13 protein-coding genes and 1 pseudogene are annotated in these 14,252 nt (G+C 63.2%); 4 read left to right on the forward strand and 10 right to left on the reverse strand.

The genetic code is table 11. From position 1 onward, the window contains the following. Positions 1-117: 117 nt before the first annotated feature. From V8Z74_RS16430 to V8Z74_RS16475, 10 genes are all read right to left on the reverse strand, one after another. Positions 118-1,605 carry an efflux transporter outer membrane subunit gene (locus V8Z74_RS16430; protein ID WP_003056103.1) on the reverse strand — a complete coding sequence of 496 codons (1,488 nt, stop codon included), beginning with the start codon at positions 1,603-1,605 and terminating at the stop codon, positions 118-120. Continuing rightward, on the reverse strand, positions 1,592-2,065 hold the full coding sequence (locus tag V8Z74_RS16435) for a cytochrome c (protein WP_003056106.1): 474 nt from the start codon (positions 2,063-2,065) through the stop codon (positions 1,592-1,594). Before V8Z74_RS16435 ends, V8Z74_RS16430 begins: the two co-directional genes overlap by 14 nt. A gap of 28 nt (positions 2,066-2,093) precedes the next feature. After that, positions 2,094-2,804, reverse strand: coding sequence for an ABC transporter ATP-binding protein (locus V8Z74_RS16440; RefSeq protein WP_024000741.1), 711 nt, complete (start codon positions 2,802-2,804; stop codon positions 2,094-2,096). Between the two features lies 1 nt (position 2,805). Then, the gene (locus V8Z74_RS16445; protein ID WP_003056108.1) at positions 2,806-4,011 is read right to left on the reverse strand and encodes an ABC transporter permease; all 1,206 of its coding nucleotides are present in this window, start codon (positions 4,009-4,011) and stop codon (positions 2,806-2,808) included. After that, complete coding sequence (locus V8Z74_RS16450) at positions 4,008-5,159, reverse strand: efflux RND transporter periplasmic adaptor subunit (protein WP_234262729.1); 1,152 nt, start codon at positions 5,157-5,159, stop codon at positions 4,008-4,010. Before V8Z74_RS16450 ends, V8Z74_RS16445 begins: the two co-directional genes overlap by 4 nt. Continuing rightward, entirely contained in the window at positions 5,156-5,764 is a 609-nt protein-coding gene (locus tag V8Z74_RS16455) for a TetR/AcrR family transcriptional regulator (RefSeq protein WP_004393990.1), read from the reverse strand. Before V8Z74_RS16455 ends, V8Z74_RS16450 begins: the two co-directional genes overlap by 4 nt. A 345-nt stretch (positions 5,765-6,109) precedes the next feature. Beyond that, complete coding sequence (locus tag V8Z74_RS16460) at positions 6,110-6,478, reverse strand: YidH family protein (protein ID WP_020226643.1); 369 nt, start codon at positions 6,476-6,478, stop codon at positions 6,110-6,112. A gap of 16 nt (positions 6,479-6,494) precedes the next feature. Then, the gene (locus V8Z74_RS16465) at positions 6,495-7,187 is read right to left on the reverse strand and encodes a class I SAM-dependent methyltransferase (RefSeq protein ID WP_020226642.1); all 693 of its coding nucleotides are present in this window, start codon (positions 7,185-7,187) and stop codon (positions 6,495-6,497) included. Positions 7,188-7,538: 351 nt separating this feature from the next. Further along, complete coding sequence (locus V8Z74_RS16470; RefSeq protein ID WP_020226641.1) at positions 7,539-7,739, reverse strand: YgaP family membrane protein; 201 nt, start codon at positions 7,737-7,739, stop codon at positions 7,539-7,541. A gap of 114 nt (positions 7,740-7,853) precedes the next feature. After that, positions 7,854-8,105, reverse strand: a complete 252-nt coding sequence (locus V8Z74_RS16475) for an ArsR/SmtB family transcription factor (RefSeq protein WP_020226640.1) — start codon at positions 8,103-8,105, stop codon at positions 7,854-7,856. Positions 8,106-8,249: 144 nt separating this feature from the next. On the opposite strand from V8Z74_RS16475, the pseudogene V8Z74_RS16480 reads away from it, so the two are divergent. The 4 genes and pseudogenes from V8Z74_RS16480 (at position 8,250) to V8Z74_RS16495 (ending at position 14,233) form a co-directional block, all read left to right on the forward strand. After that, positions 8,250-9,120, forward strand: a pseudogene (locus V8Z74_RS16480) (MBL fold metallo-hydrolase). 32 nt (positions 9,121-9,152) lie between these two features. Then, entirely contained in the window at positions 9,153-10,898 is a 1,746-nt protein-coding gene (gene cydD / locus V8Z74_RS16485) for a thiol reductant ABC exporter subunit CydD (protein ID WP_020226638.1), read from the forward strand. Next, complete coding sequence (gene cydC, locus V8Z74_RS16490) at positions 10,888-12,603, forward strand: thiol reductant ABC exporter subunit CydC (RefSeq protein WP_034689643.1); 1,716 nt, start codon at positions 10,888-10,890, stop codon at positions 12,601-12,603. The genes cydD and cydC overlap by 11 nt, the downstream gene beginning before the upstream one ends. A gap of 43 nt (positions 12,604-12,646) precedes the next feature. Further along, positions 12,647-14,233, forward strand: coding sequence for a cytochrome ubiquinol oxidase subunit I (locus V8Z74_RS16495; RefSeq protein WP_349710241.1), 1,587 nt, complete (start codon positions 12,647-12,649; stop codon positions 14,231-14,233). Positions 14,234-14,252: the final 19 nt, after the last annotated feature.

Consider the following 14,252-nt stretch of genomic DNA (forward strand, 5'->3'; position numbering starts at 1 on the left):
GTTTCGTGCAGAGGAGTCCTGATATCTGGCTGTCAGGAGCCGTATGCACAAGAGGCTTCAAACCGCGCTGAATGGTGCAGTCGTCTTCTGAAAATGACATCAGGTTAGGGCATAGCCTTAACTGACACCACCTCCCAGGGCCTGATATAAAGCAACACTATCGACTAGGCGTTGTGCCTGGGCCGCAACCATATTGATCCGGATTGACTGTGCCTGTTGCTGCGCGATGAGCAGTTGCAGGTAGCTGGCCGCGCCCAGCCGGTATTGCCGCTCGACCGACTGCAAGGAGGCCTGTGCAGCCATATCAGCGGCAGCGAGGGCAGTCAAAGTTTGTGCATCGCTTTCCACCGCGCGCAGGGTGTCGGCGACGTTACGCAAAGACTCCAATACGACGCTCTGGTAATTGGCTGCGGCGGCATCAAAAGCGGCGAGCGCCGCTCTTTTTTCAGCGGGTAGCCCTGGATTAAAAAGAGGCTGGGTGAGCTGCGCAACCAGGCCCCACACTGCCGAGCCACCACCGAACAGGGTACCGGTGGTCAGCGCTTGAGAGCCAAGGTTGGCGCTCAGGTTGATCTGTGGGTAGAGCTTGGCGACAGCCACACCATAGTCTGCATTGGCCGCATGCAACAGCGCCTCTGACGCCTGGATATCCGGTCGGCGGCGCACCAGTTCTGAGGGCACGACGAGCGGCATCTCGACGGGCAGAGTGAAATCGGCCAGAGTGAAGGCCGGGATGCCACCCGTGCCTGGGGCACGACCGGCTAGCACCGCCAGTAGATGTTCGGTTTGTTGCAGTTGTTTACGCAGCGCAGGCAGTTCTGCCCGCGTTTGCTCCGCCTGAGCTTGTAGGCTCAACGCTTCATCAGGTGAGGCCTGACCGATACGCACGCGTTCATGGGCTAGGCGCAGTTGCTCATCCTGCACGCGCAAAATGGCAGTAGTGGCTTCTAGTTGCGCGGCGAGGCGTGCTCGGGTAATGGCAGCGGTTGCCATGTTGCCGGCAAGGGCCAGGCGCGCAGCATTCAGTTCGAAGCGACGGTAGTCGGCGCGAGCAGCCAAGGCTTCGAGTGCGCGCCGGTTGCCGCCAGCCAGATCGAGGTTGTAATGCACGCCAACGCTGGCGTTGTAGAGGCTGAATTGACGTGCGTCTCCGCTCAACCCTTGGCTACTGGGACTCATTTGCTGGCGCTGAGATCCCAGTGCGACATCTACCTGTGGATATTGCGTCGAGCCCGCCTGTGCGGCAAGAAGCTCCTGCGCCTGTCGCAAATTGGCGCTGATGCTCGCCAGCGTCGGGCTGACATGGAAAGCTTCGTTGATCAGTCCGTCGAGTGTGGATGAACCCAAGCTTTGCCACCATTGCGTTTCGATCGGAAGCCCTTCGACTAGACGTTGTGTTTCGCCGAACTGCGTGGGAGCGGACGCGGTTCTATCAGCCACCGGTGTTGCAGTGTAGCGAGCCACATCGGGTGCGGTGGGACGCTGAAAATCAGGGCCGGCGGCGCAACCGGCCAGACCGGCGGTGACCAGACCAGCTACCAGGTAAGTTGCCGCAAGCCGTCTTTCGAGGCTGATGGGGCGCTGGCATGTTTTAGCGTGCTCCATAAAAATGCTCCACGAAAGGTTTACGGAAAGCTTGGTGGCAGCCCAAGCAGCTTTCCTGCACGTGGGCGAATGATTGGATCACCGCCTTGCCGTCGCTGCTCGCAGCAGCCAGCTTCATGGCCAGCGCCGCCTCGTGAGTCTGCGCGTCAAAGTTTCTGAACTTGGTCGCATCAGCGCCGAGGTAAGCAAGGATGCGCATTTTTTCAGTAAGCGGTGGCTCGGGGTGTGCAGCAACTTTTGGGGCGAGCTGAACGACCTGAACCCATTCCTCCTGCGAAATCGCACCGGTAATAGCCTGCATGTTGCGCCCGAGTTCCTGCATGATCTTGCGTAGCGCCAGTGGCTCAACCTGGGTAGCGTCACCAGCCCAAGCTGGCAACTGAAAACCCCATAAAAGCAGGCAGGCCGTAACGGTCAGGGTGATAGTTCCAAATGCGTGGCTGTGTTTGCGGTGGGTCATGAAATTCTCCTGTAATTCAATCGTTCTCTCATTCGAACTCCCGCCCTTCGCCAGCTTCCTCATGGGTCACACCGTCGCGGATGTGGTAGATGCGCTTGAAAGTGGGGATGATCTTTTCGTCATGGGTGACGACGATGATGGCGGTCTCGAACTTCCGAGCCATGTCATTGAGGATGCGGATTACAGCCATGGCGCGCTCACTGTCTAGTGGAGCTGTGGGCTCATCAGCCAGGATCACCGGAGGGCGATTGACCAAACCTCGCGCAATGGCGACCCGTTGCTGCTCGCCACCGGAGAGTTGCGAGGGCATGGCGCGAGCCCGGTGTTGCACATCGAGCGCGGTGAGCAGTTCCAGTGCCTTCGCGCGCGACTCCCCATTCGCGACGCCTGCGAGCATCGGCAGTAGCGCCACGTTGTCGGTGACATCGAGAAACGGAATCAGGTATGGTGCCTGGAAAACGAAACCGATCTTGTCGCGCCGCAAGGCGCGCAAGTCGCGGACTTTCCAGCCATCGTCGTAGATCACTTCTTCGCCCAGCGTCATGCGACCGGCGGTCGGATCAATCACCGCGCCCAGACATTTGAGCAGCGTGCTCTTGCCGGACCCGGAAGGGCCAATCAGGCCCACCACCTCGCCGGGTGCCACCTGCATGTCCACGCCTTTCAAGGCATTGACCGCGGTATCGCCCTCGCCATAACGTTTTCTCAAACCTTCGATGCGAATGCCTTTGCCACTCATCTCAACCTCCAATGGCTTCGGCCGGGTCGACCTTGAGTGCCATGCGAATGGCGACGATGCTGGCTAGAACGCAGATCACGAGCACGGCGAAAAAACCGGCGATGGAGTCGAACGGCATCAGCAGTACGTACTTGGGAAACAGGGGCGCTGAGAAAGTGGCTGTGATCTTGCCGACCACGAAACCAATCACGCCCAGGGCGAGCGCCTGCTGCATGATCATCGCGGCGATGGTTCGGTTGCGTGTGCCGATGAGCTTCAACACCGCGATCTCGCGGATTTTGTCCATCGTCAGCGAATAGATGATGAAGGCAACGATGGCCGCGCTAACGATGGCCAGAATCACCAAGAACATGCCGATCTGCTTGGCCGACGTGGCGATCAACTTGCCGACGAGGATGTCTTCCATCTGTGCCCGTGTGTAGACCGTCAAACGTTTCCAGCGCCGGATGGATTCGGCAACCTCGTCCGGCGCATGACCAGGTTTCAGAGTGACCAGCACTGCATTGACGAACGCGTTGGTGCTCTGTGAAGCAATCACGGCATCCAGCAAACCAGTAACACCGGGTCGATTGAAGGCCGGGTTGGCTTCGGTGCGACGCCGGCTTTGCCAAATGGCGTCGTTGTCCTTGAGGAACTGAGCCTCTTGGGCATCCTTGAGCGGAATGAATACCATCGGGTCGCCGCTGGACGACACCATGCGCCGTGTCAGCCCCACGACGGTGTAATGATTTCGGCGAATGGCAAGACGATCTCCCAGTTTGAAGCCGGTGGCGATGTCGGCCACCGCCTCGTAGTGACCGCGCGTGATCTGGCGTCCAGCGACGAGATAAGGAGGCCATCCGGGTGTAGCCCCCAACGCACCGGGCGCGATGCCGACCACCATGGTGCGTACATCACTCTCGCCCTTGCGTACCTGCATGGTCAGGTAGGTCACGTTCGCTGCCTGTGAGACTCCCGGCATGGCGAGAATGGCGCGATACACGTCATCGTTGAGGCTGGACGACTCCGCATAAGGACCCAGAGTATCCTTTTGCACCACCCAAAGGTCAGCGCCACTGTTGTCGAGCAACGCCTTGCCGTCGTCCACCATGCCTCGGTACACCCCAGCCATGACCAGGGTGACGCCGATCAGCAGACCCAGACCGATGCCGGTGAAGACGAATTTTCCCCAGGCATGGAGAATGTCGCGGCCGGCCAGGCTGATCATCGTGACACTCCTGGGATATGGTCGACCACATGGATGCGGCTGCGCGCCGTCAGTGCCTTTTCGCTATAGGTCACAACCTGGTCCCCATTCTTGAGCCCTTCGCGCACCTGCACGTAACCATTGAGGTCGGAAGTGCCGAGCTTGACCGGGGAGAAATGCAGATCACCATCCACGATTTGCCAGACACCAACTTTGTCGCCCTCACGCTGGACGGCAGCGTTGGGGATCAGTGGAGCGGCCGGGAGCGCCGGCAAGTCAACCGTGACTTCGGCCAGTTCACCCACCGGTGGCAAAGGTTCTGGTTTGTTATCGAATGTCACCTTGGCAAGCGTTTCCTCGGTTACCGCGTCGGCCTTGGGTTCCACCCGCAGCACGCGACCTTTCAAGGTCTGGCCACCACGCGAACGCAGGACGATAAGAGTCGGCAACCCCCCAGCCAGCCCCGATGCGCTGATCTGGTCGAAGCGCGCATTGATCCACAAACTCTTGGGGTCGATCACTTCCACCACGGCCTGGCCCGCGACGATGGTCGTGCCGGGATCGGCATCGCGCACGGCGACTACACCATCGACCGGCGCGATCAGGCGCAGATTGCTCCGCTGCGCGACGAGTCCTTCGCGGTCGGAGCGTGCCCGGACAATATCTTCCCGAGCGGCAGATAAGGCGGCATCGGCGATCTGCAGTTCCTGCCGCTTGGTGGTGACGATTTCCTCGCTGGTCGAGCGCACCGCAAACAATTGCTCGTAGCGGCGCGCCTGGGTTTGCGCGTAGGCTTGCCGGGCTTCTGCCTCGCGCAAAGCCGCTTCCGCACGCTTGAATGCCGACTCCTGTGAGCGCACCCGATCATCGAGGTCGACCGGCTCCATCTCGCCGAGCACCTGTCCGGCCTTGACCTGGTCGCCTACATGCACGTCCAGGCGTTTGACGCGCCCGGCAAACGTCGGCCCGATCTTGTAGGTGTAGCGCGCCTCCACCGTGCCGATGCCGAACAGCGCCGGTGAGATAGCCCGTGATTCCACGCTTGCCACCGTCACAGCGACCGGGGCGAGCGGCCCTGATCGCAGACCGACATAAATAAAAAGCACCAGCATAGGAATGATGACGGCAAGCAGCGCCAGGGTGCGGCCTTGCAAGGGTAACTTTTTCATTGCGCACTCCTTATGCCACGCCGATAAATTGCAAAGACGCGCGGCGCATCGCGGTGCATACGTCCCACATCACCCGCCAACAGCGATTGCATGACCAAGCCCTGGATCGTGCCAATGAACAGCGTTGCCGCCGCCTCGTTGTCAAGCGAGGGAGACAACTCGCCGCTGGCCTTGCCTTTCTCGATGAGACGATGCAAACGTTCGCCGTAGCGCTGAATCAAGGTTTGCACCATGCGCTTGGCCGGTGTCGATTCGGCACGCTGAAGCTCACCAAACATCATTCTTGGCACGCCTGGGTGCTCAGCTACGAATTCGATATGACTCATGAACATCGCCTCCATGGCTGCCAAGGGCGACTCGATTCCTTGTGCGGATCGATCGATTCTGGCTAATAGGCGCTCTGCTACCCACTCCATGACCGCCTGCCAAATGGCTTCCTTGTTCGGGAAGTGCCGAAACAGCGCACCCTGGGTCAAGTTCATGTGTTTAGCGATAGCTGCAGTGGTTATCTCGCTTGGGTTTTGTGAACCGGCAAGCGCCACGACGGACTCGACAGTTACGGCACGACGTTCATCGGCCGGCAGATGCTTTGGATGGGTGTCCACGAGCACTCCTTGTAAGATAGTAATTGATTGCTATCTTACCACAAGAGGCAACTCAAACAAGAGAAAACCCGACGTACTCGTCAATATCTAGCGTCTGCAATGGGCTTAACGTGCTTTATTTTCCGTTTTCTGAGACGTCCCCTGCTAGTCCTTCACAGTCGCAGGGACGACGTGGGCCAGTGCGGCGCTTGCGGCCCCCGGCCGTGTCGATGCAGGTGTCGGCATGGCCGAGGTCGCCAATTTTCTGGCGGGCCTGTCAGCAGCCAACCTGCGCCGGCCGCTGCTTCGGAGACCCCAGAGTAGCTCGGTCTTCTCTTGCCGGGGTTTCACGACCGCGTATACCGTTCATGCGCTGATCACGAAATACACCGTGAGCGCGAGCGCGACAACCGCCAGGATGAAGTTGAGCCAGATGCCCAAGGTGGTCCAGTAACCAGCGGGTATCTCCTTCTCGCCCAACCCACGCAAGACTCGGCGGAACTGCAGCGCAGAGGCAACCGCCACACCCGCGCCGAGCATCAACAACACGACCCCAAGCCACAATGAAAACCCGCGCTGAGCATCGGAGAGCGGCTGGTTGCTGATCATGCGCAGAAACAGTCCAAAGCGCTCGACGACGAAGCCGAAGCCCATCAGCGCTATGGCTGTGCGTTGCCAGGCGAGCAAAGTCCGTTCGGCGGCGAACAACACACGGGGATCATCTAAGTACGACATACCAGATGCCTCAGATTCACGGCCTGCGCGCCACAAGGCCCACAAGCGCCGAGCGCCCTGCGTGGCGCGCCCCTTCGCGCAACTCGGCTTCGTACTCGACCAATTCGACGATCTGCAGAGAGGCGAATGCGCGGCGGAGCAGGTCTGCGGTGTAGAGGTGCGACAGTGCCCCTGGGCCGCCTGTCTTGTACTCCAACTGCTTGGGCGTATAGCCCTGAAGGACCAGCAGGCCACCCGGTTTCAACGCTCGCACGATATTGGCGAAGAGCCGCTCTCGCATCTCAGGGTCAGCGAACTGGACGAACACCGCGACGACGAGATCGTAAGCATCCACGGCCCATGGCCACTCATCGCAGCCAGCGACATGGTAGGCCACAGACACCCTTGCTTCGTCAGCCAACCTGCGGGCCTTGGCCACGCCTGCCTGCGCCACATCGAATGCCTCGACGTGCAGGCCCTGGTGGGCAAGCCAGACACTGTTGCGCCCTTCGCCGTCGGCGACGCATAGCGCGCGGCTGCCAGGTGCGAACAGCGCCGCCTGGGCGCGCAGGTATTCGTTGGGTTCGCGTCCAAAAACGTAGTCTTCGCCGGAATATCGTTCGTTCCATGTCGCGGCAGCGGCGGCGATTGATTCAGAGGTCACGACATACTCCTGTCGAAGAAGGTAAAAGGCCCGGGAACAAGCGACAGGCTGTTGTGCCGTCAGCATTGCTCAATGACAGCACGCCAAGCTGCACAGCGGCCGTCCTGCGTCGCGGGTGTGTAAGACAGCGCGTAGTTCTCAGACACGGTCGCGCAAGGCGTCGGCAGAGCTAACCTGCGTTGGGTCCAGCCGATGCTCTGGCCTTGAGCACGCTTCGCTCCATCTCTGGACGGCATCGTCAGCAAGCTGTCTACCGCCACACCACGCTCGACGGCCATCCGACAGGTGCAGCCAAGTGCTCGCCGCGTGCGGCCAGGATGCCCCGGCTCCAAGCAGGCGAGCGCTGGTGCCAACCACGGGCCACACTTCAGCTAAAGATGCCGGCGCACTTCCGCCGGCAGCGCATCCTGGATGCGTTTAAGGTTGCTTGGACTTCACAGGGCAGGTGCTGAGACCCAGGAGCGGATACAGCGGGCAGAAGCTCACCAAGCCGGTCAGCAGGGGCACAACCCCCAGCCAACCCCACCAGCCCACAGTTCCCGTGGCGGCCAAGGCGATCAAGACGATGCCAAGGACGATGCGCAGGCCCCTGTCGATACCACCAACGTTGGATTTCATGTGCAAGCTCCTTTCTTCAACAAAAAAAACGTTCCGACCGGCTTCACGGCCCGGTAGCAGCAGCGGCTACGCCCCTGCCAACCACCCCGACACCGGAGCGACTTCGATCAGCCATCACGGGCAAAACATGGCCTTGAGGGTCGTCATCAGCTTCTCCACATCGGGGTTGTCGATGCGGTAGTGCAAGGTCTGGGATTCACGGCGGAACGTCACGAGCCCCTCCTCGCGCATCTTCGCCAGATGCTGCGACAGGGCTGACTGGCTCAGCGACACATGCTCCAGCATCGCGCCCACAGTCAGTTCTTCGTGCTGGATCAGCAGACACAGCACCAACATCCGGTGCTCGTTGCCGATAGCGCGCAGCATCGCCGCCGCCTTGGCTGCACCTTCCTGGATGAATCGCTGGTCTTTCTTGTTCAGTGCCACGGATGTCCTCGACTTAGGTTCACTAATTTAGTAGATTCTAATATATAATGAATTCCAGATGTGTTTCTTTGTAAGGAGTCAAGCATGCAGCCTCAAGCCCGCATCCAAGCATTCTTCGACGAGCCAACCAGCACAGTGACCTATCTGGTGTGGGACCCGGCGACGCGGCAAGCTGCGGTGATCGATCCGGTTCTGGACTATGACCATCGCAGCGGCAAGGCCTCTACGGCGTCCGCTGACCGCGTGCTGGACGCTGCCCGCGCCGACGACCTGACCATCGCCTGGGTGCTGGAAACCCATGCCCACGCCGATCATCTGAGCGCCGCCCCTTATATCCGACAACGCACGAATGCGCGGGTGGCCATTGGCGAGCACATCCGCGATGTGCAGACGATCTTCCGGCCGGTCTTCAACCTTGACGATGTGTCAGGCGACGGCAGCGAGTTCGATCGTCTTCTCAAGGACGGAGAAACGCTCCAGATCGGGCAACTGACCATGGAAGTCCTGCACACGCCCGGCCATACCCCCGCTTGCGTCTCCTATCGCATCGGGGATGCGGTCTTCGTGGGCGACACGCTGTTCATGCCCGACTATGGAACGGCGCGCGCGGACTTCCCTGGAGGCAGTGCGCGGACCTTGTACCGATCCATACAGCGGCTGCTGGCGCTCCCGCCGCAGACCAGGATTTTCCTGTGCCATGACTACAAGGCCCCCCGGACGCGACAGCTATGCCTGGGAAACGACCGTGGCCGAAGAGCGCGCGCGCAACGTTCATGTCCGCGAAGGGATCGACGAGGAAGCGTTCGTCGCAATGCGCCAGCAGCGCGACGCGACACTGGCGGCGCCCACACTGCTGCTGCCGTCGATCCAGGTCAACATCCGCGCCGGCCAACTGCCCCGCGCCGAGTCCAACGGCGTGCAATACCTCAAGATCCCTGTCCGGATGGCCGCATGAGGGGCGCAGCGCGACGCACGGTCCGTTGAAGCATGGCCCCTCCAGACAGACTGCAAGCCCCCAAGTCCGGACCGAGTTCGGACTTGCGGTTGGATGCAGCCTGCCTGCTCCATGCCGTCAGCCCGCTGCTGTGGCTGCCGCAGGCCGCATTGCTGGCGCTGGGCGTGGCACGGTTGCAGAGTGGCGCCGGCCTGAATGGCGTCGTGGGTCCGGCGGTGGGCATAGTACTCGCCGGCGTACTGCGCGCCTGGCTCGACGCCTGGAGCGCCGGGCGTATGTTCGATACGGCCCGCGAAAGCCTGAGCCACTGGCGCGGCCGCGCCATCGCTGCAGTTGCGGCGCGTTCTCCGCTGGATCGCGCCCGCGCGCACGCAGGTGCCGCGGCCAGCGCGCTGGCGGAACAGGCTGAGGCGATCCTGCCCTGGCAGACGCGCTACCGCGGCGCTGTCTGGCGCGTGCGCCTCATACCCGTGCTGATTCTGCTGCCCGTGGCCTGGTACTCCTGGGCAGCAGCGGCCGTACTTGTGCTGGCCGCGCCGTTGATCCCCATGTTCATGGTGATCGTGGGCTGGCGGGCCAAGTCCGCCAGCGAGGCTCAGTGGCTGCAAATGGGCAGCATGAATGCGTTCCTGCTCGATCGCCTGCGCGGCTTGCCGACGCTGCGCGCACTCGGCAGCGTCGAGGTCACGGCGCGCCGCCTGCGGGCCAGCGCCGAGGACCTGCGCCAGCGCACCATGCGCGTACTGCGCATCGCATTTCTTTCTTCGGCGGTGCTGGAGCTTTTCGCGGCGCTGGGCGTCGCCATGGTCGCCGCCTACGTCGGGTTCCATCTGCTGGGGCATCTGGATTTCGGCGCCTGGGGTCGGCGTCTCAGTCTCGCCGAGGGCCTCTTCATCCTGTTGCTGGCACCCGCCTTCTTCGAGCCCTTGCGGGAATTGGCATCCGTCTGGCATGACCGCGCTTCCGGCATGGCGGCAATGGATGCCTTGGACCGGCTCAATGCAGACGGGTTGCCATTGCCGGACGACGAGACGTCGGATCAGCCCAGGCAGGAAGCCCAGGCAGGGAACTCGGATGAAGACGGCAAGCGAGTTCGTCCGCCCCGCGTCAAGGTTCAGGACCTGGCATTCGCGTTCTCTGGCGAGACACCGGTTTTCAGGGACTTTGCGCTGGACGTAAAGCCCGGTGAGCACGTCGCCCTGATGGGTGGCAGCGGGGCGGGAAAGACCATCCTAATGTCGCTGCTGGCCGGATTGCTGCCCGCTTCGGCAGGCCGTATCGAGATCGCCGGCACTGCGTTGACCGCCGAATCCGCACGCGCGTTGCGCGGACGCATGGCCTGGATGGGGCAGCGGCCCCACGTGTTTTCTGGGTCGGTCCGACACAACGTCGCCCTCGGTCGAGCGGGCGTGAGAGATCAGCAAGTGCACCGCGCGATCCAGTGGGCACAGCTCGACAAGGTGGCTCAGGCCCGTCCGGGGACGTCGCTCGGAGAAGGCGGGACAGGCCTGTCGGGGGGCGAAGCCGCGCGTCTGGCGCTGGCTCGGCTGGCCGCCGCACCGCGCGCCGATCTGCTACTGGCAGACGAGCCTACCGCGCATTTGGACACCGAAACCGCCGAGCAGGTCATCGAATCCCTGGTGGCCCTGGCCCAGGGGCGCACCCTGATCGTGGCCACCCACGACCCGGCGCTCGCCGCGCGCATGGACCGCATCGTGCACCTGTCGGCACCGGTCGATGCCGCGCAGCCCATCCCGGGAGGATGGCATGGCGCGTAGAACCGCCCCGGCATCGATACTGCTGCCTGCTCTGCGGGCCGTGCTCGCAGCATCTTCCCGTCGCATGATCCTGGGCGCTGCGCTCGCAGCGCTGACCGTCCTCGCGGGCATGGGGCTGCTCGGCCTGTCGGGGTGGTTCATCGCCGCCACGGCCATCGCTGGACTGCAGGTGATCAGCGCCCTGACATTCGATGTCTTCATGCCTTCGGCCGGCATTCGCCTGCTGGCGCTGGGGCGCACCGCCGCCCGCTATGGCGAGCGGCTGATCACGCACGACGCCACGCTGGCCGCGCTGGCGCACCTGCGCGAGCGTCTCTTCCGGGGGTGGGCGGCTGCTCAGGACATCCGCGATCTGTTGCGCCGCCCGGCCCGGGCGCTGTTTCGCCTGACCAGCGACCTCGACGCTCTGGAATCCCTTTATCTGCGTCTGCTGGTGCCGGCCTGCGCGGCCCTGGGCGCCGCCGTTCTCGCTGCCTTGGTGATCGGCGTCATGGCCCCTTGGCTCGGCATCGCGCTGGGCGTCTGGCTGCTGGCCGTCGGCGTGGCCGTGACCGCGGGACTGTCGCTTCGGGCACGGCCGCCCGCCGTGCGCCGCGCGTTGATCACCGAGCGCCTGCGCGCGCAGGCTGTCGACCTGGTATCGGGCCAAACGGAACTGGTCATGGCTGGCCGTCTGGCAAGCCACTGCGAGGCGCTGCAACAGACAGACCGTCGTCTCGCGCGTGCAGACCGGCATCTGCACCGCTTGGACGTGGCGGCTGGCGCGGTCTATGGTGTGGCCGGCAGCCTTACGTTGGCGCTCGTGCTGCTAGGCGTGGGCATCCTGGCTGACCACGGGCGGATCGGAACCGCAGGCGCAGCGCTGGCCTTGCTGATCGCGTTGAGCGCCATGGAGCCCTTCGCTGCGCTGCGGCGGGGCGCCGTAGAGGCTGGCCGCACGTGGCTGGCGGCGCGGCGACTGTCGCCGCATTGTGGCGGCGATACCCAACAAACGATCCGGCCCGCCGAGCCACCCGAGCCACCCGAGCCGGGGCATGCGCTCAGCCTGCGCCAGGTATCCGCGCGCTACCCGGACAGTCCCGTGGACGCCCTGCAGTCCGTCTCCCTGACCCTGGCGCCCGGAGAACGTATCGCCGTGATCGGCCCCAGCGGCGCGGGCAAATCGACGCTGATGGCCTTGGCCGCAGGTGAGCTGGTGCCGCGCGAGGGCACCATCCGATCACTGCCTCACGCCTGGCTGAGCCAACGCACCGATCTTTTCCAGGACAGCCTGCGCGACAACCTGCGGTTGGCCCAAGCCGATGCCGACGACGACACCCTCTGGCGTGCGCTCGGATCGGCAGGCCTAGCGTCGGACGTGCGCGCCCTGCACGCCGGCCTGGACACCCGCCTCGGAGAAGGCGGGCTGGGACTGTCGGGCGGACAGGCGCGGCGCCTTGCCCTCGCTCGTCTGCTGCTTCAACCCCACACCTTGTGGTTGCTCGACGAGCCCACCGAAGGACTGGACGCGCCCACTGCCGCCGACGTGCTGGCGACGCTGCACACGCTGGGCTCCGGGCGGGCGTGGCTGCTCGCCACGCACCTGCGGCGCGAAGCCGTGCTTGCGGACCGCCTGGTGCTGTTGCGCGGCGGTCGCATCGAAGCCGAATTCCCGCGCGGCAGTCCGGGCTTTGACGCTGCATTGGCTGCCCTGCGGCCCGACTGATCCCTTCAAGCACACAAGATTCACATCGATAGAGGAACCCACCATGGACTTTGACATCGTCAGCCTGTCGCGATTGCAGTTCGCGATCACGGCGCTCTACCACTTTCTTTTCGTACCGCTGACGCTGGGCCTGTCCATCGTGATCGCCATCATGGAAACGGTCTACGTGATGACGGGCCGGACCATCTGGCGCGACATGACCAAGTTTTGGGGCGTGCTGTTCGGCATCAACTTCGCCATGGGCGTGGCCACCGGCATCGTGATGGAGTTCCAGTTCGGCATGAACTGGAGCTACTACAGCCACTACGTGGGCGACATCTTCGGAGCGCCGCTCGCCTTGGAGGGGCTGATGGCCTTCTTCCTGGAAGCGACCTTCGTCGGTCTGTTCTTCTTCTGCTGGGACCGGCTTTCCAAGGTGAAGCACCTGGTCGTGACTTGGTGCGTGGCGCTGGGATCGAACTTCTCGGCGCTATGGATTCTGATCGCCAACGGCTGGATGCAGAACCCCGTGGGCTCGCAGTTCAATCCGCAGACCATGCGCATGGAGATGACGGACTTCTTCGCCGTGCTGACCAACCCGGTGGCGCAGGCCAAGTTCGTGCACACCGTCTCGGCCGGCTACGTGACGGCCGCCATCTTCGTGCTCGGGATTTCGGCCTGGTACGTTCTCAAGGGACGGCACCTGCAGCTCGCCAAGCGCTCCATGACGGTCGCGGCATCGTTCGGCCTGGCTTCCGCGCTGTCGGTGGTGGTGCTGGGCGACGAGAGCGGCTACCTGTCCACCGAGCACCAGAAGATGAAGCTGGCCGCCATCGAAGCGATGTGGAAGACCGAGCCCGCGCCGGCCGCGTTCACCGCCTTCGGCTTTCCCGATCAGGCGGCGCGCGAGACGCACTATGCGGTGCACATCCCCTGGGCCATGGGACTGATCGGCACACGTTCGCTGACCACCGAGATTCCCGGCATCGACGAGCTGGTCGCGCGTGCCGAGACGCACATCCGGGACGGCATCGTGGCATACGACGCCCTGCAGCAGATCCGCGCCGTGAAGGGTGGCGCGGACGTCCCCCCGCAGGTGCAGGCCGCTTTCGAGGAGCATGGGCATACGCTGGGCTACGCGCTGCTGCTCAAACGCTACGTGGACGACCCCCGCCAGGCCACGCCGCAACAGATATCCCAGGCTGCATGGGACACCGTTCCACGGGTGGCGCCGCTGTTCTGGGCGTTCCGGCTGATGGTCGGCCTGGGCTTCTTCTTCATCCTGCTGACCGCCGTGTTCTTCTGGTTGTCGGCGCGGCGCAAACTGGATGCGCACCGATGGCTGCTCAAGGTCGCCGTGTGGTCCATCCCCTTGCCCTGGATCGCCGCTGAACTCGGCTGGATCGTGGCCGAAGTGGGGCGTCAGCCCTGGGTCATCGAAGGCGTTCTGCCGACGGCCGTGGCCGTCTCGAACTTGGGCGCATCGACCGTGCTGCTCACGATCGCTGGCTTCGTCGCGATCTACACCGTCCTGCTCGTCATCGAGATGAAGCTGATGCTCAAGGCGATCCGCAAAGGCCCCGATGACCATGCGCCGGCCCGCGTCGAAGGTCGGCCCGCCGCTTCGGCCGACCTGGCGCCTGCGCAGTAACACCCCAAGGAGAAACGAA

The organism is Comamonas sp. w2-DMI (assembly GCF_040187735.1).
Lineage (GTDB): Bacteria > Pseudomonadota > Gammaproteobacteria > Burkholderiales > Burkholderiaceae_C > Comamonas > Comamonas terrae.